At 60.6% G+C, this 24,264-nt stretch carries 29 protein-coding genes; 15 read left to right on the top strand and 14 right to left on the bottom strand.

Annotated elements, in window-relative coordinates:
• Positions 1-213 precede the first annotated feature (213 nt).
• From A6U87_RS02420 to chrA, 3 genes are all read right to left on the bottom strand, one after another.
• Positions 214-1,197 (bottom strand): bifunctional riboflavin kinase/FAD synthetase, encoded by a 984-nt coding sequence (locus tag A6U87_RS02420; protein ID WP_065689631.1) that lies wholly within the window; start codon positions 1,195-1,197, stop codon positions 214-216.
• Positions 1,198-1,224: 27 nt separating this feature from the next.
• Positions 1,225-2,073, bottom strand: a complete 849-nt coding sequence (locus A6U87_RS02415; protein ID WP_065689630.1) for a TIGR01459 family HAD-type hydrolase — start codon at positions 2,071-2,073, stop codon at positions 1,225-1,227.
• A gap of 100 nt (positions 2,074-2,173) precedes the next feature.
• A complete protein-coding gene (gene chrA, locus A6U87_RS02410) occupies positions 2,174-3,589 on the bottom strand; it encodes a chromate efflux transporter (protein ID WP_244499409.1) in 1,416 nt (471 codons plus the stop codon).
• A gap of 455 nt (positions 3,590-4,044) precedes the next feature.
• On the opposite strand from chrA, the gene groES reads away from it, so the two are divergent.
• Complete coding sequence (groES, locus tag A6U87_RS02405) at positions 4,045-4,341, top strand: co-chaperone GroES (protein WP_065689628.1); 297 nt, start codon at positions 4,045-4,047, stop codon at positions 4,339-4,341.
• A 57-nt stretch (positions 4,342-4,398) separates the two neighbouring features.
• The gene (gene groL, locus A6U87_RS02400; RefSeq protein ID WP_065689627.1) at positions 4,399-6,039 is read left to right on the top strand and encodes a chaperonin GroEL; all 1,641 of its coding nucleotides are present in this window, start codon (positions 4,399-4,401) and stop codon (positions 6,037-6,039) included.
• A gap of 244 nt (positions 6,040-6,283) precedes the next feature.
• On the opposite strand, the gene A6U87_RS02395 is transcribed toward groL, so the two are convergent.
• On the bottom strand, positions 6,284-6,478 hold the full coding sequence (locus A6U87_RS02395) for a hypothetical protein (protein ID WP_141683897.1): 195 nt from the start codon (positions 6,476-6,478) through the stop codon (positions 6,284-6,286).
• 212 nt (positions 6,479-6,690) lie between these two features.
• On the opposite strand from A6U87_RS02395, the gene A6U87_RS02390 reads away from it, so the two are divergent.
• Positions 6,691-7,137: a hypothetical protein gene (locus A6U87_RS02390; protein WP_198928653.1), complete on the top strand. Its 447-nt coding sequence runs from the start codon at positions 6,691-6,693 to the stop codon at positions 7,135-7,137.
• A 71-nt stretch (positions 7,138-7,208) separates the two neighbouring features.
• Here A6U87_RS02390 and A6U87_RS02385 read toward each other — a convergent pair whose 3' ends face one another.
• On the bottom strand, positions 7,209-7,916 hold the full coding sequence (locus A6U87_RS02385) for a glutathione binding-like protein (protein ID WP_065689624.1): 708 nt from the start codon (positions 7,914-7,916) through the stop codon (positions 7,209-7,211).
• A gap of 209 nt (positions 7,917-8,125) precedes the next feature.
• On the opposite strand from A6U87_RS02385, the gene A6U87_RS02380 reads away from it, so the two are divergent.
• Positions 8,126-8,572 carry a DoxX family protein gene (locus A6U87_RS02380; protein WP_065689623.1) on the top strand — a complete coding sequence of 149 codons (447 nt, stop codon included), beginning with the start codon at positions 8,126-8,128 and terminating at the stop codon, positions 8,570-8,572.
• Between the two features lie 99 nt (positions 8,573-8,671).
• On the opposite strand, the gene A6U87_RS02375 is transcribed toward A6U87_RS02380, so the two are convergent.
• Genes A6U87_RS02375 through hisS form a run of 4 tightly spaced genes read right to left on the bottom strand, consistent with a single transcriptional unit; the run spans position 8,672 to position 12,606 of the window.
• A complete protein-coding gene (locus A6U87_RS02375; RefSeq protein ID WP_065689622.1) occupies positions 8,672-9,277 on the bottom strand; it encodes a trans-aconitate 2-methyltransferase in 606 nt (201 codons plus the stop codon).
• Positions 9,277-9,972: an ATP phosphoribosyltransferase gene (gene hisG / locus A6U87_RS02370; RefSeq protein WP_065689621.1), complete on the bottom strand. Its 696-nt coding sequence runs from the start codon at positions 9,970-9,972 to the stop codon at positions 9,277-9,279. The genes A6U87_RS02375 and hisG overlap by 1 nt, the downstream gene beginning before the upstream one ends.
• A complete protein-coding gene (locus tag A6U87_RS02365; protein ID WP_065689620.1) occupies positions 9,972-11,090 on the bottom strand; it encodes an ATP phosphoribosyltransferase regulatory subunit in 1,119 nt (372 codons plus the stop codon). The genes hisG and A6U87_RS02365 overlap by 1 nt, the downstream gene beginning before the upstream one ends.
• A gap of 1 nt (position 11,091) precedes the next feature.
• Positions 11,092-12,606 (bottom strand): histidine--tRNA ligase, encoded by a 1,515-nt coding sequence (hisS, locus tag A6U87_RS02360; RefSeq protein WP_065689619.1) that lies wholly within the window; start codon positions 12,604-12,606, stop codon positions 11,092-11,094.
• 137 nt (positions 12,607-12,743) lie between these two features.
• On the opposite strand from hisS, the gene A6U87_RS02355 reads away from it, so the two are divergent.
• The 5 genes from A6U87_RS02355 (at position 12,744) to A6U87_RS02335 (ending at position 14,965) form a co-directional block, all read left to right on the top strand.
• On the top strand, positions 12,744-13,499 hold the full coding sequence (locus tag A6U87_RS02355) for a hypothetical protein (RefSeq protein ID WP_065690222.1): 756 nt from the start codon (positions 12,744-12,746) through the stop codon (positions 13,497-13,499).
• Between the two features lie 66 nt (positions 13,500-13,565).
• The gene (locus A6U87_RS02350) at positions 13,566-13,844 is read left to right on the top strand and encodes a BrnT family toxin (RefSeq protein ID WP_065690221.1); all 279 of its coding nucleotides are present in this window, start codon (positions 13,566-13,568) and stop codon (positions 13,842-13,844) included.
• The gene (locus tag A6U87_RS02345) at positions 13,807-14,121 is read left to right on the top strand and encodes a BrnA antitoxin family protein (RefSeq protein ID WP_065689618.1); all 315 of its coding nucleotides are present in this window, start codon (positions 13,807-13,809) and stop codon (positions 14,119-14,121) included. The genes A6U87_RS02350 and A6U87_RS02345 overlap by 38 nt, the downstream gene beginning before the upstream one ends.
• Before the next feature lie 73 nt (positions 14,122-14,194).
• Positions 14,195-14,527, top strand: a complete 333-nt coding sequence (locus tag A6U87_RS02340; RefSeq protein WP_244499408.1) for a hypothetical protein — start codon at positions 14,195-14,197, stop codon at positions 14,525-14,527.
• A 78-nt stretch (positions 14,528-14,605) separates the two neighbouring features.
• Positions 14,606-14,965 (top strand): DUF305 domain-containing protein, encoded by a 360-nt coding sequence (locus A6U87_RS02335; protein WP_065689616.1) that lies wholly within the window; start codon positions 14,606-14,608, stop codon positions 14,963-14,965.
• Positions 14,966-15,005: 40 nt separating this feature from the next.
• Here the strand turns inward: A6U87_RS02335 and A6U87_RS02330 are convergent, their stop codons facing one another.
• Positions 15,006-16,055: an aldo/keto reductase gene (locus tag A6U87_RS02330; protein WP_065689615.1), complete on the bottom strand. Its 1,050-nt coding sequence runs from the start codon at positions 16,053-16,055 to the stop codon at positions 15,006-15,008.
• 307 nt (positions 16,056-16,362) lie between these two features.
• Between A6U87_RS02330 and A6U87_RS02325 the strand changes: the two genes are divergently transcribed.
• The 4 genes from A6U87_RS02325 (at position 16,363) to A6U87_RS02310 (ending at position 19,529) form a co-directional block, all read left to right on the top strand.
• Positions 16,363-17,703: a TadE/TadG family type IV pilus assembly protein gene (locus A6U87_RS02325; protein ID WP_065689614.1), complete on the top strand. Its 1,341-nt coding sequence runs from the start codon at positions 16,363-16,365 to the stop codon at positions 17,701-17,703.
• Positions 17,700-18,233: a TadE/TadG family type IV pilus assembly protein gene (locus A6U87_RS02320; RefSeq protein ID WP_065689613.1), complete on the top strand. Its 534-nt coding sequence runs from the start codon at positions 17,700-17,702 to the stop codon at positions 18,231-18,233. Before A6U87_RS02325 ends, A6U87_RS02320 begins: the two co-directional genes overlap by 4 nt.
• The gene (locus tag A6U87_RS02315; protein WP_083199252.1) at positions 18,233-18,760 is read left to right on the top strand and encodes a TadE/TadG family type IV pilus assembly protein; all 528 of its coding nucleotides are present in this window, start codon (positions 18,233-18,235) and stop codon (positions 18,758-18,760) included. Before A6U87_RS02320 ends, A6U87_RS02315 begins: the two co-directional genes overlap by 1 nt.
• A gap of 64 nt (positions 18,761-18,824) precedes the next feature.
• Complete coding sequence (locus A6U87_RS02310) at positions 18,825-19,529, top strand: HAD family hydrolase (protein WP_065690220.1); 705 nt, start codon at positions 18,825-18,827, stop codon at positions 19,527-19,529.
• Positions 19,530-19,539: 10 nt separating this feature from the next.
• Here A6U87_RS02310 and A6U87_RS02305 read toward each other — a convergent pair whose 3' ends face one another.
• Entirely contained in the window at positions 19,540-20,037 is a 498-nt protein-coding gene (locus A6U87_RS02305; protein WP_065689611.1) for a hypothetical protein, read from the bottom strand.
• On the bottom strand, positions 20,034-20,663 hold the full coding sequence (locus A6U87_RS02300) for a DNA-3-methyladenine glycosylase I (protein WP_065689610.1): 630 nt from the start codon (positions 20,661-20,663) through the stop codon (positions 20,034-20,036). Before A6U87_RS02300 ends, A6U87_RS02305 begins: the two co-directional genes overlap by 4 nt.
• 209 nt (positions 20,664-20,872) lie before the next feature.
• Here A6U87_RS02300 and A6U87_RS02295 point away from each other — a divergent pair, with 209 nt between their 5' ends.
• Together A6U87_RS02295 and A6U87_RS02290 are read left to right on the top strand one after the other, a co-directional pair.
• The gene (locus A6U87_RS02295) at positions 20,873-21,610 is read left to right on the top strand and encodes a L,D-transpeptidase (protein WP_065689609.1); all 738 of its coding nucleotides are present in this window, start codon (positions 20,873-20,875) and stop codon (positions 21,608-21,610) included.
• Positions 21,611-21,749: 139 nt separating this feature from the next.
• The gene (locus A6U87_RS02290; RefSeq protein WP_065689608.1) at positions 21,750-22,430 is read left to right on the top strand and encodes a L,D-transpeptidase; all 681 of its coding nucleotides are present in this window, start codon (positions 21,750-21,752) and stop codon (positions 22,428-22,430) included.
• 44 nt (positions 22,431-22,474) lie between these two features.
• On the opposite strand, the gene A6U87_RS02285 is transcribed toward A6U87_RS02290, so the two are convergent.
• Positions 22,475-22,915 carry a hypothetical protein gene (locus tag A6U87_RS02285; protein ID WP_065689607.1) on the bottom strand — a complete coding sequence of 147 codons (441 nt, stop codon included), beginning with the start codon at positions 22,913-22,915 and terminating at the stop codon, positions 22,475-22,477.
• Between the two features lie 34 nt (positions 22,916-22,949).
• Complete coding sequence (gene glcF, locus A6U87_RS02280) at positions 22,950-24,263, bottom strand: glycolate oxidase subunit GlcF (protein WP_065689606.1); 1,314 nt, start codon at positions 24,261-24,263, stop codon at positions 22,950-22,952.
• Position 24,264 lies beyond the last annotated feature (1 nt).

The following is a 24,264-nucleotide window of genomic DNA, read 5'->3' as shown; positions in this document are numbered from 1 at the left end:
GGGCTTGGAAATATAGTGGTGGCGGAGACGCTCTTTGGTCGAGCGCCAAAAACCCGGACCTTCCGGCCGCTTAGCGCGCGCGGAAGGCCGGGCCGATAATTCGTATCGTGATCGCCAGCCGGAATTTATTCATCGCGCCGGTTCATAGGCGCTTTTGCCCGGAAAAGGAAGAGGAAATCGGCCCGGCCGGCATGGCACAAAAGGGCGAATGGCTCAGACAAAACAGATCTTGCGATCGAGTTCGCCAAGCGGCTGCACGCCGGCGAGCAGTGCCCTCGCCTCATCCTTGTCGCGGTTCATCTGCTCGACAAGCGGCTCGAGCCCGTCGAACTTCAGCTCCGGACGCAGATAGCCGAAGAAGGAGACACCGCAGACCTGGCCATAAAGGTCGCCGCTGAAATCGAAGAGGAAGGTTTCGAGCAGAGGCGCGCCATTATCGGTGACAGTCGGGCGGCGGCCATAGCTGGCCACGGCATCGTGGAGCGTGCCGTCGGCGCGACGGAAGCGGACCGCATAGATGCCGGACTTCAATTCGACCTCGGCCGGCAGGCGCATGTTTGCCGTCGGGAAGCCAAGGGTGCGGCCGAGCTTTTCGCCGCCGATCACTTCCGCCTCGACGGTATAGTGATAGCCGAGCGAGGCGGCGGCCTCGCTCACCTCCCCCTCTTTCAGAAGCCCGCGAATGCGGCTCGATGAGACGACATCGGCGTTCTCGTCGCGAAAGGCATCGATCAGCGTCACGCCGAAACCGTATTTGTGGCCCGCCTCCATGAGGAAGGCCGGTCCGCCTTCGCGGCCACGACCGAAATGGAAATCGACGCCGGTGACGACCTGCGATGCCCCCAGCCAATCCTTGAGGATCGAGTGGATAAAGTCTTCAGCCGAGCGCTGGGAAAATTCGAGGTTGAACGGGTATTCGATAACCGCATTGAAGCCGATGGCTTCGAGGATGCGAGCCCGCAACGGCGCCGGCGTGATGCGGAAGACCGGCGTCGCCGGCCTGAACACGGTGCGCGGATGCGGCTCGAAGGTCAGGACCAGCGCCGGCACACCGCGTTCGCGGGCTATTTCCAGCGCCTGGTTGAGCACCGACTGGTGGCCACGGTGAACGCCATCGAAGTTGCCGATCGCAATCACGCCGCCGCGCAGATGGGCCGGCAGGGGATCACGGGTTTCGTTGCGGTGAAAGACGGTCATCGGCTGGCTTTTCCATGCGGGGCGGCTTCAGGCAAGGCGCGGCATCCACCACTTCGGCGTGGCCTTTTCCCGCTCCAGATAGGCCGTGAGGATCGCCTCGTCGGTCTCACCGTTGAGCGTGTATTCCTTCGCGTGGATACCGCCGCTGATATAGAGGAGGTCGAGGCCGTAATCGAGAGCGCCGCGTACGTCGGTCGGCATGCCGTCGCCGATCGCCAGGACCCGGTCGAGCGGAAAGTCGCCATGAGCCTCGCGAGCGACCGAAAGCACCGCGTCGTAGATCGGCTTGTGCGGCTTACCGGCAATGCGCGTCTCGCCGCCGAGCTGGTTGTAATAGGCAGCCATCGCGCCGGCGCAGGGAATGATCCGGTGTCCGCGCTCGACGACAAGATCCGGGTTTGCGCAGATCATCGGGACATTGCGCGCCTGAAACGCCTTCAGCATTTCGGTATAATCTTCCGGCTTTTCCGTCTCGTCGTTGAAGAAGCCGGTGCAGACCACGGAGTCGGCATCCCTGGCTTCGACGCGCTCCACGCCAAGCCCTTCGATAATCGCAACGTCTCGTTCCGGCCCCAGAAGGAAGACCTTCTTCGGGCCTTCGGCGATGAGGCCGCGCGTTACGTCACCTGAGGTAACGATCCGGTCGTAGGCGGCGTCCTGGATGCCGATGTGGCGAAGCTGGTCGACGACCTGCGGCGCGATGCGCGGAGAGTTGGTGATGAGCACCACCGTCAAGCCGGCGGCCCGGGCAGCCTCAAGCGCGGCAGCGGCTTTCGGGAAAGGATCGATGCCATTGTGCAGGACACCCCAGACATCGCAGAACACCGCGTCGTACCGGCTGGTGATTTCCGCAAAGTTTTCGATCCGCTTGGCCATTCCGATTTCCTGCGTTGCATTCAGTTCCCGGTGACATCGCAAAGGCCTGCCGGGATGGCAAGGCATTTCGAGCGCGGTGGGCGCAAAAAGTCCTTTCCGCTCACTTAAAGAAAGTCTCCGCGCCAGTGATCAGCAGGCCGGCCACAGCGGAAAATGCGAGGATCTTGACCATGCCGGCCTTGAAGCGAAAAAGCAGCAGCGCGGCGATCGCAAAGAGCGCAAGAGCCGCGACATCGAGGCTGCGCCAATCGGGCCAGGCGAGGCTCACCAGGGGTAGGCCCGTGCCTCTCGATAGCAGCGCGATGCGGCCGACTTCGGCAAACAGGACATGAAGGCCGAACCAGAGCGCGAGATTGAGGATGACACCGACGACGGCGGCCGTGATCGCCGACAAGGACGCCGACAGCGCCGCGTTGTTGCGCAGCTTTTCGATGTAGGGCGCGCCTGCGAAGATCCAGATGAAGCTTGGAACGAAGGTCGCCCATGCGGCCAGGAAGGCGCCGAAGACGCCGCCCAGCAGCGGCATCATGGCGATCGGATTGCGGAAGCCGGCGAGGAAGCCGACGAAGCAGAGGACCAGTACCAGTGGCCCCGGCGTCGTTTCCGCCAGTGCCAGACCATCCAGCATCTCGCCGGGCTTCAGCCAGGCATAATGTCCGACAGCGACCTGCGCCACGTAGGAGAGCACCGCATAGGCGCCGCCGAACGTGATGACCGCCATCTTCGAGAAGAAGATGAATACCGCGCCGAAGACATTGGTCTCGCCACTCAGGGTCTCCGCGATCAGATCGGTGGGAGCATCCAGCGCCCGAACGAGGAGCAGCGGCGATTGCCAGATCAGAATCCAGAAGACGAGAACGAGAAGCGGCCTGGCGATCGCGTGCGTCGTCAGCCTGCCGCGCTCCTGCCTGTCGGATGGCTGCGGCGCGGTAGGCGCATCGATCGACCGCTGCCCGTATCGCTGCATCAGGAAGCCGGCGGCTCCGGCAAGGATAACGACAACAGGGAACGGCAAATTCAGGAGAAAGAGCGCGAGAAATGACGCGGCGGCGACCCAGTAGTGAAAGCGGCCCTTCAGCGCCCTGCGCGCCAGCCGAAGAAGCGCTTCGACGACGATCGCCAGCACTGCGGCCTTTAGGCCGAAGAACACCGCCGACAACCATGCCGCATCCTGGAACAGCACGTAGAGGCTGGAGAGCGCGACGATGACAACGAAACCGGGGAGGATGAAGAGCAGACCGGCGACCAAGCCACCGCGAACGCCGTGCATGAGCCAGCCGATATAGGTCGCCAGCTGCTGCGCCTCCGGCCCCGGCAGTAGCATGCAATAACTCAGGGCATGCAGGAAACGCTCTTCCGAGATCCAGCGCTTCTCGTCGACAAGGGTCTTGTGCATCAGCGCGATCTGGCCGGCCGGACCGCCGAAGCTCAGACAGCCGATCTTTGCCCAAACGCGCGTGGCCTCCCGAAACGAAGGAACCGCCACGACTTCATCTGCCGCAATGACTTTATTCACGCTGCCTGCCCCTCGCCCCGACATGCGAGGCCAATTGCGCCTTTCCGGCCTTAAACTGCTCCGTATCATTGGCACCGATGTGCGACAATCCCAACACGATGCGGCCGATGCAATGCGCTGTCGGCCGAAGATCGCCATTGTAACTTCCTGTTCGCGCCGGTCCCAAGCGTCAGAGACCCGCGCGTTCATGTGGCAAGGTTAACGCCCGAGGGCGAGCCATAAGAATTTGTTTGTCAAAGATTATCAGAGAAGTGGAATGATTTTGGCAGGCGGGGCGTTTTTGCCATCAAAACGATACAAAGGTCCCCTAGGGAAAAATCGTCACCCTCATCCTTGACTCCCCAACAGGCCAACCCTAAATGCAGGCCGCTAGCACTCATAACAAGAGAGTGCTAACACCCATCCGTGCAGGCCGCTTTCGGCCTGCGAGTGTCATTTGATCGAGGGATTAGACAATGGCAAGCACCAACTTCCGCCCCCTTCACGATCGCGTCGTTGTTCGCCGCGTTGAGTCCGAAGAAAAGACCAAGGGCGGCATCATCATTCCTGACACCGCCAAGGAAAAGCCGCAGGAAGGCGAAATCGTCGCCGTCGGTTCCGGCGCTCGTGACGATTCCGGCAAGGTCGTCGCTCTCGACGTCAAGGCTGGTGACCGCGTTCTGTTCGGCAAGTGGTCCGGCACCGAAGTCAAGATCAACGGCGAAGACCTTCTGATCATGAAGGAAGCCGACATCATGGGCATCATCGGCTAATCAGCCGGTTTCCCATCAATCGTAATTCGCTGACACCCCTTTTCAGGAGTTCTCAAAATGGCAGCTAAAGAAGTAAAGTTCGGCCGCTCTGCGCGCGAAAAGATGCTGCGCGGCGTCGACATCCTCGCTGACGCAGTGCAGGTAACCCTCGGCCCGAAGGGTCGTAACGTTGTTATCGACAAGTCCTTCGGCGCTCCGCGCATCACCAAGGACGGTGTATCGGTCGCCAAGGAAATCGAACTCGACGACAAGTTCGAAAACATGGGCGCCCAGATGGTCCGCGAAGTTGCTTCGAAGACCAACGACATCGCCGGCGACGGCACCACGACGGCTACCGTTCTTGCCCGCGCTATCGTTCGCGAAGGCGCCAAGGCAGTTGCCGCCGGCATGAACCCGATGGACCTGAAGCGCGGTATCGACCTCGCTGTTGCAGAAGTCGTCAAGGACCTGCAGGCAAAGGCAAAGAAGATCTCCACCTCGGCTGAAGTTGCCCAGGTCGGCACGATCTCCGCAAACGGCGACAAGCAGGTCGGCGCTGATATCGCTGAAGCCATGCAGAAGGTCGGCAACGAAGGTGTCATCACCGTCGAAGAAGCCAAGACCGCTGAAACCGAACTCGAAGTCGTCGAAGGCATGCAGTTCGACCGCGGCTACCTCAGCCCTTACTTCGTCACCAACCCGGAAAAGATGGTCGCCGACCTCGATGACGCTTACATTCTCCTCCACGAGAAGAAGCTCTCGAACCTGCAGGCGATGCTCCCGGTTCTCGAAGCCGTCGTTCAGACCGGCAAGCCGCTCCTCATCATCGCTGAAGACGTAGAAGGCGAAGCTCTTGCAACGCTCGTCGTCAACAAGCTGCGTGGCGGCCTGAAGATCGCTGCCGTCAAGGCTCCTGGCTTCGGCGACCGCCGCAAGGCCATGCTGGAAGACATCGCTATCCTCACGGGCGGCACTGTCATCTCCGAAGACCTCGGCATCAAGCTGGAATCCGTAACGCTCGACATGCTCGGCCGTTCGAAGAAGGTTTCGATCTCCAAGGAAAACACGACGATCGTGGACGGCGCTGGCGCCAAGTCCGACATCGAAGGCCGCGTTGCTCAGATCAAGGCTCAGATCGAAGAAACCTCTTCCGATTATGACCGCGAAAAGCTGCAGGAACGTCTTGCCAAGCTCGCTGGCGGCGTTGCCGTCATCCGCGTTGGCGGCTCCACGGAAATCGAAGTCAAGGAACGCAAGGACCGCATCGACGACGCTCTGAACGCGACGCGCGCTGCTGTTCAGGAAGGTATCGTACCTGGTGGTGGCGTAGCGCTTCTCCGTTCGTCTTCCAAGATCACCGCAAAGGGCGAGAACGACGATCAGGAAGCTGGCGTCAACATCGTTCGCAAGGCTCTGCAGTCTCTGGTTCGCCAGATCGCTGACAACGCTGGTGACGAAGCTTCGATCGTGGTCGGCAAGATCCTCGAGAAGAACGAAGACAACTTCGGCTACAACGCTCAGACGTCCGAATACGGCGACATGATCGCCATGGGCATCGTCGACCCGGTCAAGGTCGTTCGCACGGCTCTGCAGAACGCAGCTTCGGTTGCTTCGCTGCTGATCACGACGGAAGCCATGATCGCCGAGCTGCCGAAGAAGGACGCTCCGGCCGGCATGCCTGGCGGCATGGGCGGAATGGGCGGCATGGACATGATGTGATAGGCGAAAGCCTGCACATCTGAGCCAACCGGTTCAGTTCAGGAAGGGCGGCCCTCGGGTCGCCCTTTTTGTTGTGATTCGCACCATGGAATGCTGAAACGTTTAATCGCCGGAGAAGGCGCAAAGGCCCCGGGCGAGGCTTTCCCCAGGCTTGCCACGCTATCGCTTTTTTCAACTCTGGATTTTCGTTCGCGATACGCGCTTTCCGCACAATTTTGCGTTTAACAGCCGATTGAAAGCGTTTTCATTCAATCATTTTTCGGTTTTTTAGCAGTTTTAGCGCAAATTTTTGCTCCAGCCTGCGGAATGCCTCTCCTTGCAGGAAAGGCTCTGTGCGTAAAAAGTGATTGATGTTCGCGTAAAAATTTCTATAAATCCGGCCTGCGCTCGATCCGATGATGAGCGGCTGCTCGACCCCATAAAGGGCGGCTATGATCATCGCGGCGCCGAGACTGTCTTTAAGACGCCACTTATAAGACACATATCTAAAGTTGTGCAAGACTCGGAGATATGGACGCGGTTCCCCTCAAGAAGAACCCGGCGTCGCAGCCCCATATCCCGATCGCCCGAGCATGAGGCACGGCGCGGCATAAGCCTGTTATGTTTGCCGGGCGTGTGGCGGGGGAAGCCACACCCAAACTGGGGAACGAATTGTTTAAGATCGCGAGAACCAACGTCGCCGCACCGCTCATGCCGGGATCGCTGGATAACGATAATCACGAACACGATCTTCTGGCGCAGTACTCCATTTCGGAGACCTGGGTCGGAGACTTTTCCAGCGGCGTGATCCGCTTGAAGGAACGAAGTGCCAAGCTCCACGGCCTGATAACGCCGGAATGCGGCCTTCTGAGCCTTATGCGGTGCTACGACGCCAACGACCACCACCGTATTCTGGAGATATTCGAACAGGCGGCGACACGCTCCTCGTCCTTCTGTTTCTCCACGACCATCATCATGCCGAATGGATACCGTCAGCCGCTCTTCTGCATGGGAGAGTCGAATGGCTACGAGGAAGCCTACAGCGGCAGCATGCTGGGCGTGTTCATCTTTCCTCGCTTCAAGACCAATACCGACGAGCCGGTTGTCCGCCGCCAGTAGGGGTCATTGAACCGCGAACTAAAAAGCCGGCCCCGCAAGGGACCGGCTTTTCTGGTTTGACTGCGCGAGCCTCAAGGGCGCGGCGGTATGTTCAGACCCCTCTCGCTGGCAGGACGTGCGATGCAGCGCTCCAGCCATGCCATCGTCGCGGGGAAACTGGCGTAGTCGAGAACCTCCCGGCCTCCATAGAAGATATCCGCGCCACGAAGCCACGGGAAAGTCGCGATATCAGCGATGGTGTAGCTGTCGCCCATGATCCATTGGCGAACCTGCAACCTTTCTTCCAGCACCGACAGGAGGCGCTTGGATTCATCGCGATAACGCTCCATCGGGTAGGAATTGTTGGCGACCTTGTCGGCCGCGAACTTGTAGAAATGACCGAACTGGCCAAACATCGGGCCGATGCCCGCCATCTGGAAAAAGACCCACTGGATGGTTTCGTAGCGACCCGCCGCATCGGCAGGAATGAGCTTGCCGGTCTTCTCCGCGAGATAGAGCAGAATTGCGCCGGACTCGAAAAGGCCGATCGGCTTTCCATCCGGACCATTGGGATCGATGATCGCCGGGATGCGGCCGTTCGGATTGAGCGATACAAATTCGGGGGATTTCTGGTCGTTCGTCCCGAAGGAAATCAGATGCGCTTCATAGGGCAGCGCGAGTTCTTCGAGAGCGATCGAGATCTTCACGCCATTCGGCGTCGGTAGCGAATAGAGTTGAATGATATCGGGATTTTTTGCCGGCCAACGCGTCGTAATGGGAAAAGCAGAAAGGTCTGTCATTATCAATCTCCATGTTCGGGAGCGAACATAGAAGACTGTTACGGACCGTGACAAGCCACGGATGCGTCCTTGATCGTTCAACATTATAGAACAAAGCGTCCCCTTCCGTCTATCTTTTCACGACAACAAAAAAAGGCGACAACGTGTCATCCGAGATCAACAACGTGCCGGGGCACAGGATCTCAGCTCATTCAACCGGAGACAGTTCCATGTCGAATACCCAGAACACCGTCATTCTCGTCGCACGCATCCTGCTCTCGTTCATCTTCATCTATTCCGGCTTCGGCAAGCTCACCGATCCGTCCGGCACTGCCGGCATGATCACCGGCGCCGGCCTGCCTGCTGCAACCGCGCTCGCCTATCTCGCTGGCGCATTTGAACTCGTCACCGGCATTGCCGTTCTCGTCGGCTTCCAGACGAAGATCGTCGGCTGGGCACTGGCTCTCTTCTGCGCATTCACCGGCCTCGTCTTCCACTCTGGTACCGTTGCCGTTCCCGGCTGGCCGGATGCAGCACTTGGCTGGATCAACGCCCTGAACGGCATCATGCTGATGAAGAACTTCACGCTGGCCGGCGCTTACATCCTGCTCGCCACCTTCGGCCCGGGCCTCTACTCGATCGACGCCCGCCGCGGTGCCGTCACGGCAGCCGCCTAAGCGAATATCGCATTCTCCCAATGCATGCTCCACCCGCTGTCGGAAGACAGCAGGTTTTTCGTTTGCTCGCTGAAGAAAAGTGCTGCGCGCCGGGAGCGGTTACGAAATCCGCTTCGCAAGCCAGACGGTCGCGCCGCCGCATTGCGGATCCTGCACGACATGGGCAACAACCGCGAAACCGTTATCCTCGAGCAGTGCGGTATATTCCTCGGTCGAGAGGCTTGCGTGATAGAGCGGCTCACCGCCGAACTCGCCCATCGCCACCCCATCGAAATGGCCTGCCGTGAACATCAGCGCCGCGCCGGGCGCCGAAAGGGCTGCGAAGCGCGGAAACATCGCACGCTGGTCGCTCTGGTTCAGATGGAAAAAGCTGTGCCAGGCCAGAATGCCATCGTACTTCGCCGGCAACGAGAACTGCCGCATGTCGGCGACGAACCAAGCCCGGTTGGGAAAGCGCTCGCGGCAGAGACCGATCAGCGTCTCCGACGCGTCAACGCCCGTCACACGAAAACCGTCGCGGATCAGGCTTGCGGCAATCGGCTCGCCGGCACCGCAGCCGAGGTCGAGAATATCGCCGCGCGGCGGGACGAGCGCCGTGAACCGGTCCAGCCAAGGCTTTTCGAACAGGTTTCGGCCGCGAAGATCGTCGAATGCGAGGGCATGACGCTCATAGAGCGCGATGATGTTCTCGTCCTCGCCTGCCATTACAGGGCCGCGCGAACGGCTTCGACCAGCCGTGCGACGGAAGGCACGTCGGCATGGCTTTCCTTGCGGGCGCGAACGAGGCACGCCTCGGAGCGCAGGATGACGCCATCGGAGAGAACCTTCAGATGGTTCGCCCGCAGCGTTGATCCGGTCGAGGTGATATCAACGATGATATCGGCGGAGCCAGACGCCGGAGCGCCTTCGGTGGCGCCGAGGCTTTCGACGATACGATAGAGCTGAATGCCGTGCTGGCTCGAGAAGAACTGCTGCGTCAGGCGCCAGTACTTGGTGGCGATCGCGAGACGCCGGCCGTGGCGGGCGCGGAAATCCGCGGCCACATCGCCAAGGTCGGCCATGGTATCGACATCAAGCCAGATCTCGGGAACGGCGACGACGACATCGGCATGACCAAAGCCCAGGCGGGCGCAGACTTCGACGCGCTTGTCGGCCTCTGCCAACCCTTCCCGAACCAGATCCTCGCCGGTGACACCGAAATCGACGGTGCCATTGCCGAGCTCGCGAGAGATTTCCGATGCCGACAGGAAGGCGACTTCGACGTCGTCCCAGCCCTCGACGCGGCCGCGATAGGAGCGATCATTGCCAACGGCGGTAATTTTCAGGCCGGCGCGTTCGAAGATCGCCGAGGCGTCTTCCTTCATTCGGCCCTTGGAGGGAAGCGCGATGGTAATCGTCATCAGGCAGCCCTCTCGGTTGCGATGCGGTCAAGCCAGAGGGAAAAGCCGACAGCCGGAATGCGGTCCTTCGCGCCCAGGAAACTCATCAGCTTGTCGAAGCGACCGCCGCCGGCCAGAACAGCTTCAGAGCCCTCGACGCCGATCTCGAAGACCAGGCCGGTATAGTAATCCAGCGGACGGCCGAAGGCGGCGCGATAGCTGATCATGGAAAGATCGATGCCGGCATTTGCAAGTGCAGCCACCCGTCCGTCGAAGCGGGAGAGCGCGTTGCCGAGCTTCAGCCCCGCGGCGTCCGCGAAGCCGGACAGCGCGGCAGACGCGTTGATCAAAGGCACGTCCAGCGACAGGAATTCTTCCAGCACGCGAAACGCCGCGTCATCGAGGCGCGTTTCCGAGAGGATCAGCTTCTCCGTCAGCCGGCGCGCGATTTCCTGCGGCGAACGGCTGGCGTTGGTGGAGTAGCCGGTTTGATGCATCGTCGCATCGATATGCGCAACGAGAGCCGCCTCGTCGCCGGCGCCGATCAGGCGGGCGATATCGTCGTCCAGACCGGTGACGAACTGCGGGCTGACCAGGCTTGCAAGCAAGGCCTCTAGCTGGATCATGTTTCCGAAGGCGTGGATCAGGCGCTTCTGCCAGCCGAGCGGGAGGCCTAGCGCCTGAACGACGGCTTCGAACACCGCCTGGTCGCCAATGGTGATAGCAAGGCGCTTCGCAGGCAACAGGCGCGCAAGGATACCGGCGGCATCGCTGATCGCCCGCGCATCGGCACTCGCAATATTGATATCGCCGAGATCTTCGATCCCGGCCTGGTAGAATTCGCTGCTGCCGTCACGGCGCTGGCGGAAGACTTCACCGAGATAGGAATAGCGCTTGGGCGTGCCGGTCGCGGTTTCGATATGCTGAAGGCAGACGGGGATGGTGAATTCCGGGCGCAGGCAAAGGCTGGCGCCGGTCTCGCTTTCCGTCATGAAGATACGGCGGCGCAGGTCTTCGCCGGCAATATCGAGGAACGGCTCGGCCGGCTGGATGACGGGCGTATCCACCCGCTCCGTCCGGCGCGCCGAAAACTCCGAAAGGAGTTCGCCGGAGAAATCCGGCATGTTGATCAGGGCCATCTCAGCCCGCCCTCTTCCGGTCTTCCGTCTGAGCCGCCAGAATTTCCTTCACCTTGGCGACGAGATCGGCCTCCTTGACCGTTTCCTGCGCAACGCGGGCTTCGCGCCACGAGGCATTGTCCTCGATCTCGCCGGAGAGGCGCTTGCCCTCGATCAGGTCCTTGATCTGCACGACGCCCTCGGCGCGCTCATCGCCACCCTGGATGATGGCGACGGGGCAACCGCGGCGATCGGCGTATTTCAGCTGGTTGCCGAACTTCTTCCAGTTGCCCTGGTACATTTCGGCGCGGATGCCGGCCTGGCGGAGTTCCTGGGTGATGCGCTGGTAGCCGCCCATGGCCTCGACATCGCCATCCATGACGGTGACGAGGACGGGCTCGATGACTTCGCTCTGACCGAGCTTGCCGAGGTTCTTCAGCGCCGTCATCAGGCGCGAGACGCCGATGGAGAAGCCTGTTGCCGGAACCGGCTGACCCATGAAGCGGGAGACCAGACCATCATAGCGACCGCCGCCGCCGACGGAACCGAACACGACCTTTTCGCCCTTCTCGTTTGTGACGTCGAACAGCAGTTCGGCTTCGTAGACCGGGCCGGTGTAGTATTCGAGACCGCGGACAACGGAGGGATCGATCTTGATGCGGTCGGACTGGTAACCGGCGCCAGCGACGAGGCTGCCGATAAAGTTCAGCTCCTCGACGCCCTCAGCACCCTTGGAGGTGCCAGCGACGAGTTCCGCCAGCTGGGCAGCGCTTTCCGCATAATCCTTGATGCCGACGAAGAAGAGGACCTTGTCGATCTGGCTCCGGTCGAGGCCGGCGCCCTTGGTGAAATCGCCGGACTCGTCCTTGCGGCCCGGGCCGAGCAGGAGGGCCACGCCCTCGGGACCGAACTTGTCGAGCTTGTCGATGGCACGCAACACGTTGAGACGCTGCGCAGCCTTGTCGTCGCCGCCGAGGCCGATCGCTTCCAGAACGCCGTCGAGAACCTTGCGGTTGTTGACGCGGATGACATAGTCCCCTCGCTTGATGCCAAGCGCTTCCAGCGTGTCCGACATCATCATGCACATCTCGGCATCGGCCTGCACGCCGGGCGCGCCGACGGTATCGGCGTCGAACTGCATAAACTGGCGGAAGCGGCCGGGGCCGGGCTTCTCGTTGCGGAACACATAGCCAGCGCGATAGGTGCGGTAGGGCAGCTGGATCTCGTTGAAGTTTTCCGCGACATGGCGGGCGAGCGGCGCCGTCAGGTCGTAGCGCAGCGACATCCACTGCTCGTCATCATCCTGCAGCGAGAAGACGCCTTCGTTCGGCCGGTCGGCATCGGGCAGGAACTTGCCGAGCGCGTCGGTGTATTCGAACAGCGGCGTTTCGACAGGATCGAAACCATAATGCTCGTAGACTTCGCGGATCTTCGCGGTCATCTCGTTGACAGCGCGAATATCGGCCGCCGAACGATCGACGAAACCGCGGGGAAGTCTGGCCTTGAGCTTTTGTGGTTTCTTCTGCTTGTCGTTCATTTCCAACGTCTTCCGCTCAGTGTGACAGTGGCGGTTTCCTAGCGGAAAGGGCCGGATGCGGCAAGGGCGAAGGCCCTTGATCCGCAGCACAGAATCGATTGAACGAGAGAGAATGGATCGAATGGCGGAGTTATATGATGATCGCTGAAGCACTTCTCTACGCCGCGACCGCCTGGCGGACGCAGAAGGCGCACCGCAAATATATCCGCTACTCGATCAATCTCTGGTCCCGCGCCAACCGTTGCAGCCGGCAGTGGGCGGAGCATGAGGAGAACACGAGGCGGGCGATGCTTTCGGCGATGGCCGGTTGTAAGCAGCGGCGAACGGCCGTGGTGCTGGGGTCCGGGCTGTTGCGCGATGTGCCGATCCGCGAGCTGGCGGCCAGCTTCGATACTGTCGTTCTGATCGATCTCGTGCATGTCGCGACGGTCAGGATGAAGATGCGCGGCAAAGCCTATCACAATGTCCGGCTGATCGAGCGCGATCTCTCGGGCTATGACGAACTTGCCGCCGGCAAGGCGCCGGAGCCGCTCGGCTTCCTGCGCAACGTGCCCTATCTCGACTTCGTGGTTTCGGCCAATCTGCTCTCGCAGATCGGGCGCGGGGTGCAGCGGCGGCTCGAGGCGGAGCGGGAGAAAATGCCCGAGAAAGCGGTGGAGCAGCTGATCAGGGCGCATCTCTCAGGGCTGTCGCGCATGCCGTTCAAGAGCTGCCTTGTCACCGATGTCTCCTATGCGGTGATCGATCGCAACGGAAAGACGCATGAGGAGGCCGACCTGATGCACGGTGCCGCAGTGCCGGAGGCGCGGGCGGCTTGGGCCTGGCCGGTGGTGCCGATTGGAGAGGAAAGCCAGGATTACCAGGTTATCCATCAGGTGATTGCGGCATGGTGAATTGCAATATATCGTGATGCAATCAAAGATTTATTGTATCACTTTTATTTTGCGAATATCGTATCGATGAAGATCGTTTGGGATGAGCCGAAACGCGTCCGCAATGCTGCAAAGCACGGGCTGGATTTTCGCGACCTGGATGCGGATTTCTTCGCGGCGGCGCTGATCCTCGACGCCAGGAGCCCACGGTTGAAGGCCGTGGGTGTCCTGATCGAGGATGTGATCGCCGTCGTTTTCGCCGTTCTCGGGAGCGAGGGGATTTCCGTCATCTCGATGCGACGGGCAAGCCGCCAGGAAAGGAGGCTCTATGAACAATTCCAGTCGAAAAATCCACCGCCTCACTGACGAGGAAGAAGCCGCGATCCAGCGCGGCATTGCCGAAGATCCGGACAATCCCGAATGGACCGAAGAAGACTTCAAAAACGCCCGTCCCTTCGCAGAGGTGCTCCCCGAGCTTGCCGAAAGCATCAGGCGCTCACGCGGCCGCCCGGCAGCGGAGCAGCCGAAGCGGCAGATTTCGCTCAGGCTCGATCCTGACGTGATCGATGCCTTCAAGGCGACTGGCAAGGGATGGCAAGGGCGGATCAACGATGCGTTGCGCAAAGCGGCCAAACTTCGATAATGCGTGTCGCCATCTTGGCAGCCGCGGCCGGTTTGCCTATTTTCAGTCCATGCGTTTACTGGCTATCGCGACAATGATGCTTGCCTGGTTCGCCTATGGGACGATGTCCGCATGGGCGGGATGTCCGATGTGCGCCTCGATCCGCCAGGTCGTGAATGCCAGTGCGCAGCACCATCATATGGCGGGTATGGGCGATACGGCGAAGGCCGACACGCCGGCGACAGATCCATGCCCGGCGGGCGGCACGGTGCATATGCCGTTCTGCTCCGCCTGCCTTGTCGTGCCACCTGAGGCCGCCGTCCATGCCGATGGCAAGCAGGTGTTTTCCTACCCCTCCCCTGATGTCGCGCTCGCCCTTCCGGGGGCACGACCGGCGCCTTTGGCACCGCCTCCCCGAACAGCCTGACAATCCGATTTTCGACCGCATTTCGCGGCTTCACGCCGCATTCCGAAATTCCATTGCCAGACACAGGAAGGATATCCCATGTCTATGAAAATGCTCGTTATTGCCGCAAGCCTTGTGGTTTCGGCCTCTCCCCTCCTTGCCGAAGACATGTCGATGGACATGAGCAAGCCGATGGGCAACCACAGCGCGTCAAGCCATGCGTTTGCCGAGGCCAATGCCAAGATGCATAAGGACATGATGATCAAGTATAGCGGCGATGCCGATGCCGATTTCGTCCGGGGCATGATCCCGCATCATCAGGGGGCGATCGACATGGCCAAGGTCGAGTTGCAGTACGGCAAGGACCCTGAAATCCGCAAACTGGCGGAAGCCGTCATCAAGGCCCAGGAGGCCGAGATTGCCGAGATGCAGGCTTGGCTGAAGGTCCACGGCAAGTAACAGCGGCGGACGCCGGAGCTCAACTCCGGCGTCCTTCCGTTCATGCCTTCGGTTCGAACGGCGCGGGACGGCGACCGGCACCCTGGCGGGCGAGCATCCAGCCGGGATATTCGGGCGCGAGTTCACTCACCTCATCAAGCTTCTTCAGATCGTTTTCATCGAGCTTCAGGCCAACGGCAGCGAGGTTCTGATCGAGCTGCTCCACGCGCTTGGCGCCGATGATGACCGTGGTGACAAACGGCTTGGCGAGAATGTAGACCAGCGCCACCGTCGCGACGCTTACGCCATGTTTCGCCGCGATCTCGCGCATGACGGCAACGCAGGCCCAGGCCTTGTCCTTGTCGACCGGCGGGAAATCGAAGGTCGCGCGGCGCCCCTCGCCGTTGCCGGGCGCGCCCGGACCGTATTTGCCGGAAAGAAGTCCGCCGGCAAGAGGGGACCACACCATCAGCCCGAGCTTCTCCTCGTTCATCAGCGGCACGATATCGCGTTCGAGATCGCGGCCGGCGATCGAGTAGTAGGCCTGAACGGTTTCGAAACGGGCAAAGCCGCGCCGTTCGGAAATACCGAGCGCCTTGGCAATACGCCAAGCCTGCCAGTTCGAGACGCCGATGTAGCGGACAAGACCGCGCGACACGAGGTCGTCGAGCGCACGAAGCGTCTCGTCGATCGGCGTCACCGGATCGGTGGCATGGATCTGGTAGAGATCGATATGATCCGTCTGCAGACGCTCCAGACTGGCCTCGACCGAGTCCATGATGTGACCGCGTGAGGCACCGCGATCATTCGGCTTGTCGCCCATGACGCCATAAACCTTGGTGGCGATGACAACATCCTTGCGCGGCACGCCGAGGTTTTTCAGGGCCTGGCCAAGCAGCCGTTCGGATTCGCCCGAGGAATAGACGTCGGCGGTGTCGATGAAGTTCACTCCGGCGGCAAGCGACCGCTCGACGATCCGGTCGGCAGCGGCCTGGTCGACGTCGGCAATCGAACCCCACATACTGCCTTCGTCTGCTGCCCCGAACGTCATCGTCCCCAGGCAGATCTCGGAGACGAACAGCCCGGTATTTCCAAGTTGATTGTAACGCATGATTGGACACTTCCTTGTGGTAGCCGCCCGGCGGACGCCGGCGGAGTCATAGACCCTTGATATTGGTGACCTGTGCGGAATGGTGCGCGCCCTCACTGGCTGCGCGGATGAGACGACTACAAGTTAAGGCGATGCCAACAGGTTTCAACGATGGGCAAGAAATTTTAGCGCGCCGACCAGCGTCGCGAAGAGACGATTGCAGCTGACGAAGGTTCTCTTTGTGATTGTATTTGCAGGATTTTCCAGCTTTTGTTCACCAGATGCTAATTGATCATCGATAACTCTTTGCCAAACGTGGGGAAGGGTTATGGGGAAACTTCATCGTACCGCGGCCTCGCTGCTGCGAAATGAACGCGGCAACGTCGCCATGATTTTCGCGCTGCTGCTGGTGCCGTTGATCGTGGCTGGAGGCGCCGGCGTGGATCTGGCCCGCTACGAAGCCGTGCGCGTGGAAATGCAAGATGGGCTCGATCGCGGCGTTCTCGCCGCCGCATCGCTCTCGCAGAAGCAGAAAACCGGCGACGTCCTCAAAAGCTACATGAACAATCTGAGCTACGCCAATGACGTGGCGGTCGACTTCAGCGAAACAACCGCCCTTAACTCCCGCAAGATAACCGCACACGCAAGCTACACGATCGGCACTGCCTTTCTCCATCTTGCCGGCGTCAAGACACTGACGGTCCAGACGGTTTCCAGCGCCGAAGAGGCGAAGCAGAACATCGAGCTGTCGCTCATGCTCGACATGTCCGGCTCGATGACCGGCAGCAAGATCACAAATCTGAAGACCGCCTCGCAACAGTTTATCGACCAGATCCTGACCGAGGATACGAAGAGCTATACGACCGTCAGCATCATTCCCTATGCCGGCCACGTGAACGTCGGCGCTGCCGTGTTCGACAAGCTTGGCGGCAAGCGGCTCAACGTGCAGATCCCGAAGAACGACCCGAACTACAAGGGCTCCTGCTTCGAACTCGACAATAGCGGCTACGGCAGCGAGGCCATCCCGACCTTCAAGGATCGCTCGCAGCTTCCGACCTTTACCAACTGGAACTACAACACAACGGACAAGCAGAAGAAGTGGTGGTGGTGCCCAGGCGAAGAGGATGCCATCACCTTTTTCTCCAACGACGCGGCCTATCTGAAGAGCAGGCTGGGTTCGCTGGCCCTCTACGACGGGACGGGAACGCAGAACGCCATGCAGTGGGGCTACATGCTGCTCAACCCCGCCGCATCGTCCATCGTCCAGGCGGCAATCGCCAGTGGCCAGATGTCATCGACCTTCGCAAACCGGCCTGCGAGCTTCAGCGACGCAGACACGATGAAGGTTCTCGTCTTGATGACCGATGGCCTGATCACGGCGCAGTACCGGCCCAACGACTATAACCGCTCGCCGGACCTGAGCCCCAGCAACTATACGATGGCCGGCGACACGGCTTCCTATCTCAGCAAGATCTGCACGACCGCAAAAGCCAAGGGCATCACGATCTTCACCATCGGATTCGAGCTGGGCAACGACACCACCGCAATCAACGGCATGAAAAACTGCGCCACCAGCGCCGCCCATTTCTACCAGGCGTCCGGCACCGGCATCGGTGACGCCTTCAAGTCGATTTCAACCTCGATTCGGAAATTGAGGCTGACGCAATGAAACATGCAGTGGCATCGGCCCGGATGCGACAAATCCTGGGCGAGCGCAACGGGGCCGCCGCAATCGAATTCGCCATTCTGGCACCAATCGTCTTTGCGCTGGTATTCTCGATCTTCGAAGCCGGCTGGATCATGACGCAATCGATCATGCTCGACAGGGCGGTCAGCCGCACTTCGCGCGCGCTGCAGATCAACGGAGCGAAGCTGACCTATGCCCAGTTCAAGGCGGCGGTTTGCAGCGAAGCGATCATCCTTAGCGATTGCGTCAAATCCATCCGGGTCGAGTTCACGCCGATCAGCAGCGCCACCGATTTCCCGACGAATGCAACGCCCTGCGTCGACCGCTCGCTCGCTATCGATCCTGTGACGACTTACACCGCCGGACAGCCGTCGCAGATCATTTTCACCCGAGCCTGCTATGTCGTTAACCCGCTGATACCGGGTCTGGGAATGGGCCTCAGCTTCCCCAAGGACGCGACCGGCGGCATCCGCCTGACGTCCAGCTTTGCCTTTGTGAATGAGCCGATTTGATGCGCAAACCTTCTCTTTCCAGAATGCTCCACGAGCGCTCGGGCGCCTCCGCAGTCGAGTTTGCCCTGATTGCACCTGTGATGATCTTCTTCTTCCTGGCGAGCATCACGACCTTCGACATCTACCGCACCTACCAAGGTATCGTTCAGGCGAACGGCATCGTCGCCGACGTCATTTCCAGGCAGACATCGATCAACAGCACATTCATCAGCAATATCTATGGGGTCTTTACCCATTTGCAGCAGAGCAGCACTGCCCCGAACGCGCTGCGCATATCGAGCATCAAGAAGACCGGCGGCGCCTACAAACTCGATTGGAAAAACGAAAGCGGAACGGTCGCCCTGCTGAAGCCGCAGGTTCTCGACACCAACACCCTGCCGCAGCTGACAGACGGCGATTCCGTCATCTACATCGAAGGTGTGGCAAGCTATACGACCATGTCATCCATTCTTGGGTTCGGATCGATGACCTTTGCCGAGACGGCCTTTGCCCGCCCGCGATTCATCGGTGCGGTCGTCTATCAATAGGCGCTCCCTTGTTTCGGCGGCGCCGGCTCATAAATTGTTTATCTGGATTTTCTACGGTGCGCCCATGACCACCCGTATGCTGACGACGATCGGCTTCGATGCCGACGATACACTCTGGCAGAACGAGCAGTATTACCGGCTGACCGAAGCGCATTTCACCGAGATGCTGGCGGACTTTGCCGAAGGACCGAAGATTTCAGAGCGGTTGCTGGAGGCGGAGAAGCGTAATCTCCGCTACTACGGTTTCGGCATCAAGGGCTTCACGCTCTCGATGGTCGAGACGGCGATCGAGATCACGGACGGCAAGGTTCCGGCCGCGGTGATTGCCCGTATCCTCGATACCGGCCGCGATCTCCTGTCTCATCCCGTCGAAACGCTGCCGCATGTTCGCAATACGCTGGAGGCGCTTGCCGAACACTATCTGCTCGTGATGATCACCAAGGGCGATCTCTTCGATCAGGAGCGAAAGCTCGCGCAATCGGGGCTAGGCGACTATTTTCACGCGGTCGAGATCGTCTCGGACAAGACAGCCGTTACTTACCGGCGCATCTTCTCGAAGGTCGGCGGCGGCCCGGAACGCGCGATGATGGTCGGCAATTCGCTGAAGTCCGACATCGTGCCGGCGATCGCTGCCGGCAGCTACGGCGTGTTCGTTCCGCACGAACTGACATGGGTGCTGGAGCATGTCGAAGAGCCCACGGAGGCACCGCGCTTCCGCAAGATCGAGCATCTCGGAGAATTGCGGAACCTGATCGAGACGCTCAAGTGAGCTCTCGCCCTCATTGCCGCGGCGGAAACAACGGCGATGGCTTCTTGTCGTCGGCAGGCGCCGGGGTGGCTTGTGGCGATGCCGGTTGCGCGGCGGCTTGCGGTTCGATCAGGATGCTGTAGGGCGCACCAAGACCGCGGCGCGGCGACGCCTTGGAGTAATAGGGCCGGAGCAGCCAGGTGGTATTGGCCATCGCCGTCGTGGTGTACGTGTCGCCGTCCTCGTCCGTGCCGAAGATCGCCTCGTCATCCGGCGTTGCCAGATCGAAGATCGCCAGGAAAGCAAACTTGCTCTTCGTGGTGAAGCTTATCTTCACGTGCTGCCCGGCCTTGACCGGCAGTGTGTAGACGCGGCTGTTGCCGAATTTCGTCCAGCCCTTCAGCTCCATCGTCGCGCCGGGAAACTGCAGCTTTTCCAACCGCTCGCCCGGCTGAAGCTCGGGCGACTGAGCCAGCGCGGCCGAAGCCAGCAGCGCACCTAACGCCGCAATCGCCATCAGCTTTCTCATGGACGTACCAATGCGTCGCGCATCACCTCTACCTCGGCGCGGCAGAAGCAACCTTCGAAATGATCGTTGACGAGACCCATTGCCTGCATGAAGGCATAAACTGTGGTCGGACCGACAAAGGTCCAGCCGCGCTTTTTCAGATTCTTGGAAATGACGACCGATGTCGGGGTCGTCGGGTTCGCCATGATCGTCGCGCGGTCGACCACGCCGGGGCGCTCGTTGTGGCCGGGTTCGAAGCTCCAGAAATATTTGGCGAGCGAGCCGAACTCCTGCCGGAGCTCGATTGCCCGCTTGGCGTTGTTGATCGTCGAGACGATCTTGCCGCGGTGGCGCACGATACCGGTGTCGCCAAGGCAGCGCGCGATATCGGCATCATCGAACAGTGCGACTTTTTCGAAATCGAAGCCGGCGAAGGCGGCGCGGAAGTTTTCGCGCTTGCGCAGGATCGTCAACCAGGAGAGGCCGGACTGGAAGCCTTCGAGGCAGATCTTTTCGAACAGCCGAATGTCGTTCGTGACCGGGCGCCCCCACTCTTCGTCGTGGTAGCGCATGTAGTCCGGCAGGTTGGCGTGCCAGTGACAGCGGTGCTTGCCGTCTTCACCGATGATGATGCCTGTTTCGCTCATGGGTCCGCTTCATTTTCAGCTGCGAATCCGGCTTTACCATTTGCAAACCCTCTTTCCAAACCGAACGATAACCCTGACGAAAAGTTTATCCGTTTCGTCGCCCTTTAATGAAATCGAATTTACCATTCGCTGGCGGGCGCGGTGGCAGGCTGGCGACAGGTGGCGCGTGCCGCCAGTACATTTTCGGCCAGTTGTAGAGAGTAAGTCCGATGATGAAATCCCTTTTGATCGCCGCGGCGTTGCTCGGCGTCTTTTCCACCGCTGCGTTCGGTGACGACCGCTACGCCACGCGTCCGCCGGTCGTGTTGAGCCCCGACCTCGCCGCTCCATGGATCATGCAGCTCGGCGGCGGCAAGGTGCGTCCCGTCGTCTACCAGCGACCGGTCGTCTACCAGCAGCGCGGACTGTTTGCGCCGCGTGTCGCCCCCCGCGCAGCCGTCCAGCGCGTTTCCGCGATCAATCCCGGCGTGCCGGTGATCCGCCAGCAGATCGAACCGCAATATCTGCCGCAGGTGGTCGCCTACCAGACCAAAGAGAACCCCGGGACCATTGTCATCGACACGAACAACCGCTTCCTCTACCTCGTGATGGAAGGCGGGAAGGCGCGCCGCTATGGCGTCGGCGTCGGCAAGCCCGGCTTCGAATGGGCCGGCGCTCACAAGATCACCCGCAAGTCGGAATGGCCGGACTGGACGCCACCGTCTGAAATGATCAGCCGCGAAGCCGCCAAAGGGCACTACCTGCCGGCAAGAATGGATGGCGGCCCGGAAAATCCGCTCGGTGCACGCGCCATGTATCTGGGCTCCACGCTTTATCGCATCCATGGCACGAATGCGCCGTGGACGATCGGAAGCGCCGTTTCGTCGGGTTGCATCAGACTGCGGAACGAAGACGTTACTGACCTTTACGAACGCGTCAAAGTGGGAACGCGCGTCATCGTCATGTAACGACGCCTCAATACCTGCCGATTGTCACTAATAACCGCAACCTTGGGCGGAAATTGCTGCAACCGGCGCACAAGACTTTGAATCGGATCGAAGTTCGGCTAGCTTCGGTCCGATTTTTTGCTTCGAAGGGGAATCACATATGATGAAACTGACGACGGCTTTCACAGCCGCCGGACTGATGCTCTCTGTCCTGCCAGCCTCTGTACTCGCCCAGCCGAACATGCCCGCCCACGATGGTGCTCCGGTGGTTCGCGTCACCCAAATGCCGAAGACCGTGAAGCCGCAATTCAAGCGCCAGCGCGTTCGCCTGGTGACAGATGAGGCCCCCGGCACCATCATCATCGATACCAATCACAAGTATCTTTACTACGTCGAAGGCAAGAACCGTGCGACACGCTACGGTATTGGCGTCGGGCGCGAAGGCTTCGGTTGGTCGGGCGTCGTCAAGATCGCGCGCAAGGCGGAATGGCCGAGCTGGACACCGCCGGCCGAGATGCGCCAGCGCGAGGCTGCCAAGGGTCACATCATTCCGGCCTTCCAGGAAGGCGGCGAGGACAACCCGCTCGGTGCACGCGCCATGTATCTCTATCGTGGCGGCCAGGATACCCAGTTCCGAATTCACGGCACCAACCAGCCGTGGTCGATCGGCCTGAACATGTCGTCGGGCTGCATCCGCATGATGAACGAAGATGTGATCGATCTCTACGAGCGCGCCTCCGTCGGCACGAAGGTCATCGTCGTCGGCCCGGGTAACAAGCAGGGCGAAGTCAGCTTTGACGACCGGGGTGTCGATATTCTCCGCACCATCTTCGGTGGCTGATCACGCCAATTGACGGGAAGTGTGGCGGCTGGTTGACCGGCCGCCTACTTCGATCCGCAGCTTATCTTGCTGCTCGCGGTGAAGGGTTTCGCCGCACCCTCGATCACCAGCTCATAGGTTCCGGAAAATGCCGCGGCCGACTTGCCGTGCTGGTCGGCTGCGATGACGAGATCGAGCGTTTGTCCACCGGTTTCATCGCCGCCGTCATAGAACATCGCGAGACGCAGTTCGCCTGCATGCGACCAGTTCTGTGTGAGGTGGTCCGAGTTGAACACGACCTTCTTGAACACCGGTGAGACGTCCGCGCTCTTGATCATGATGGCGCCTCGGAAATGATTGAGCCTGTGGCCCTCTTTCGCTTCGAAACCGCTCTCGATCGTGAACCGTACGTCCTTGTCGTCGGCGGAACAGAAGAAACGGCTGTCGGCATGTGCGGCCTGTGTGGCACCGCAAAGAACCGTTAGCGCGAGGATGGTACGACGCATTCTGAACTCCCGAGACTGCCGGCAATCGGCAGCGCTAACCTAGTGGCAGATGTCTTAATTTTTCGGGTAGGTCGCCGCCGTAGGCCCAGTCAAGCAATTGGACTGTATGCAGGATCGGGATCGCCGTACCGGTGGCGATCTGCGTCATGCAGCCGATATTGCCGGTGGCGATGACGTCCGGGCTGGTCGCCTCGATGTTCTTGATCTTCCGGGCCTTGAGCGCGTCAGAGATGTCGGATTGCAGGATGTTGTAGGTACCGGCGGAGCCGCAACAGAGATGACCTTCCGCCGGATCACGGACGGTGAACCCGGCCGCCTTCAGCAGGAGTTTCGGCGCCATCGTGATTTTCTGCCCATGCTGCATCGAACAGGCGGAGTGATAGGTGACCGCCAATGCCCTCGGCATCTGCTTTGGAAGATCGAGCGTCGCAAGATATTCGGTAATGTCCTTGGCCAGTGCGGAAACGCGGGCAGCCTTCGCGGCATAGGCCTTGTCCAGCCGCAGCATGTGGCCGTAGTCCTTGATGGTCGTTCCGCATCCCGACGCCGTGATGATGATGGCATCGAGCCCGCCGGCTTCGATCTCGCGGGTCCAGACGTCGACATTGGCGCGGGCGCTTGCCAGCGCCTGCTCTTCGCGCCCCATATGGTGCACGAGCGAACCGCAGCAGACTTCGCCGCGCGGCAACACGACCTCGACGCCAAGGCGGGTCAGCAATCGGATCGCCGCATCGTTGATCGCCGGATCGAGAACGGGCTGCGCGCAGCCTGACAGGATTGCGACCCGCCCGCGCTTCTCGGCGACGGGCTGCACGCTTCCCGGCACGGCATAAGCGGAACGCGCCGGCATTCGGCGCGGCGCCAGCGTCAGCATGGCGGCAAACGGCTTGAGCGCCGGATTGCGACGCAGCAGCCCGGCAAGGGGCCGGCCGATGCGCGCGAGCCGCAGCGCCAGACGGAAGCGACCGGGATATGGCAGGACGGCGGCGAGAATGCCACGGGTCACGCGGTTCATGAACGGGCGCTGGTAGGTCTTTTCAATATGCGCGCGGGCATGATCGACAAGATGCATGTAGTCGACGCCCGAGGGACAGGTGGTCGTGCAGGCGAGGCAGGACAGACAGCGGTCTATATGGGTGACGACGTCGGCATCCGCCGGCCGGTCGTTTTCCAGCATGTCCTTGATGAGATAGATGCGGCCGCGCGGACTGTCGAGCTCGTTGCCAAGCGTGACATAGGTGGGACAGGTGGCCGTGCAGAACCCGCAATGCACGCATTTGCGGAGGATCTTCTCGGATTCGGCTACATGTGGGTCTTCAAGCTGGGCGGGGGTAAAATTAGTCTGCATC

It is taken from the genome of Rhizobium sp. AC44/96, assembly GCF_001692185.1.
GTDB lineage: Bacteria > Pseudomonadota > Alphaproteobacteria > Rhizobiales > Rhizobiaceae > Rhizobium.
This window is presented reverse-complemented; position numbering and strand designations above follow the sequence as displayed.

Coding starts and splice junctions, on each gene's coding strand:
- A6U87_RS02300 (WP_065689610.1), bottom strand. CDS start 20,663: ATGAGCGAAACAGGCATCATCATCGGTGAAGACGGCAAGCACCGCTGT.
- glcF (WP_065689606.1), bottom strand. CDS start 24,263: ATGCAGACTAATTTTACCCCCGCCCAGCTTGAAGACCCACATGTAGCC.
- hisS (WP_065689619.1), bottom strand. CDS start 12,606: ATGAACGACAAGCAGAAGAAACCACAAAAGCTCAAGGCCAGACTTCCC.
- A6U87_RS02285 (WP_065689607.1), bottom strand. CDS start 22,915: ATGCGTCGTACCATCCTCGCGCTAACGGTTCTTTGCGGTGCCACACAG.
- A6U87_RS02335 (WP_065689616.1), top strand. CDS start 14,606: ATGTCTATGAAAATGCTCGTTATTGCCGCAAGCCTTGTGGTTTCGGCC.
- A6U87_RS02365 (WP_065689620.1), bottom strand. CDS start 11,090: ATGGCCCTGATCAACATGCCGGATTTCTCCGGCGAACTCCTTTCGGAG.
- A6U87_RS02295 (WP_065689609.1), top strand. CDS start 20,873: ATGATGAAATCCCTTTTGATCGCCGCGGCGTTGCTCGGCGTCTTTTCC.
- A6U87_RS02340 (WP_244499408.1), top strand. CDS start 14,195: ATGATGCTTGCCTGGTTCGCCTATGGGACGATGTCCGCATGGGCGGGA.
- A6U87_RS02330 (WP_065689615.1), bottom strand. CDS start 16,055: ATGCGTTACAATCAACTTGGAAATACCGGGCTGTTCGTCTCCGAGATC.
- groES (WP_065689628.1), top strand. CDS start 4,045: ATGGCAAGCACCAACTTCCGCCCCCTTCACGATCGCGTCGTTGTTCGC.
- A6U87_RS02395 (WP_141683897.1), bottom strand. CDS start 6,478: ATGATCATAGCCGCCCTTTATGGGGTCGAGCAGCCGCTCATCATCGGA.
- A6U87_RS02375 (WP_065689622.1), bottom strand. CDS start 9,277: ATGGCAGGCGAGGACGAGAACATCATCGCGCTCTATGAGCGTCATGCC.
- hisG (WP_065689621.1), bottom strand. CDS start 9,972: ATGACGATTACCATCGCGCTTCCCTCCAAGGGCCGAATGAAGGAAGAC.
- A6U87_RS02380 (WP_065689623.1), top strand. CDS start 8,126: ATGTCGAATACCCAGAACACCGTCATTCTCGTCGCACGCATCCTGCTC.
- A6U87_RS02385 (WP_065689624.1), bottom strand. CDS start 7,916: ATGACAGACCTTTCTGCTTTTCCCATTACGACGCGTTGGCCGGCAAAA.
- A6U87_RS02325 (WP_065689614.1), top strand. CDS start 16,363: ATGGGGAAACTTCATCGTACCGCGGCCTCGCTGCTGCGAAATGAACGC.
- A6U87_RS02415 (WP_065689630.1), bottom strand. CDS start 2,073: ATGGCCAAGCGGATCGAAAACTTTGCGGAAATCACCAGCCGGTACGAC.
- A6U87_RS02320 (WP_065689613.1), top strand. CDS start 17,700: ATGAAACATGCAGTGGCATCGGCCCGGATGCGACAAATCCTGGGCGAG.
- A6U87_RS02315 (WP_083199252.1), top strand. CDS start 18,233: ATGCGCAAACCTTCTCTTTCCAGAATGCTCCACGAGCGCTCGGGCGCC.
- groL (WP_065689627.1), top strand. CDS start 4,399: ATGGCAGCTAAAGAAGTAAAGTTCGGCCGCTCTGCGCGCGAAAAGATG.
- A6U87_RS02305 (WP_065689611.1), bottom strand. CDS start 20,037: ATGAGAAAGCTGATGGCGATTGCGGCGTTAGGTGCGCTGCTGGCTTCG.
- A6U87_RS02310 (WP_065690220.1), top strand. CDS start 18,825: ATGACCACCCGTATGCTGACGACGATCGGCTTCGATGCCGACGATACA.
- A6U87_RS02420 (WP_065689631.1), bottom strand. CDS start 1,197: ATGACCGTCTTTCACCGCAACGAAACCCGTGATCCCCTGCCGGCCCAT.
- A6U87_RS02345 (WP_065689618.1), top strand. CDS start 13,807: ATGAACAATTCCAGTCGAAAAATCCACCGCCTCACTGACGAGGAAGAA.
- A6U87_RS02290 (WP_065689608.1), top strand. CDS start 21,750: ATGATGAAACTGACGACGGCTTTCACAGCCGCCGGACTGATGCTCTCT.
- A6U87_RS02350 (WP_065690221.1), top strand. CDS start 13,566: ATGAAGATCGTTTGGGATGAGCCGAAACGCGTCCGCAATGCTGCAAAG.
- A6U87_RS02355 (WP_065690222.1), top strand. CDS start 12,744: ATGATCGCTGAAGCACTTCTCTACGCCGCGACCGCCTGGCGGACGCAG.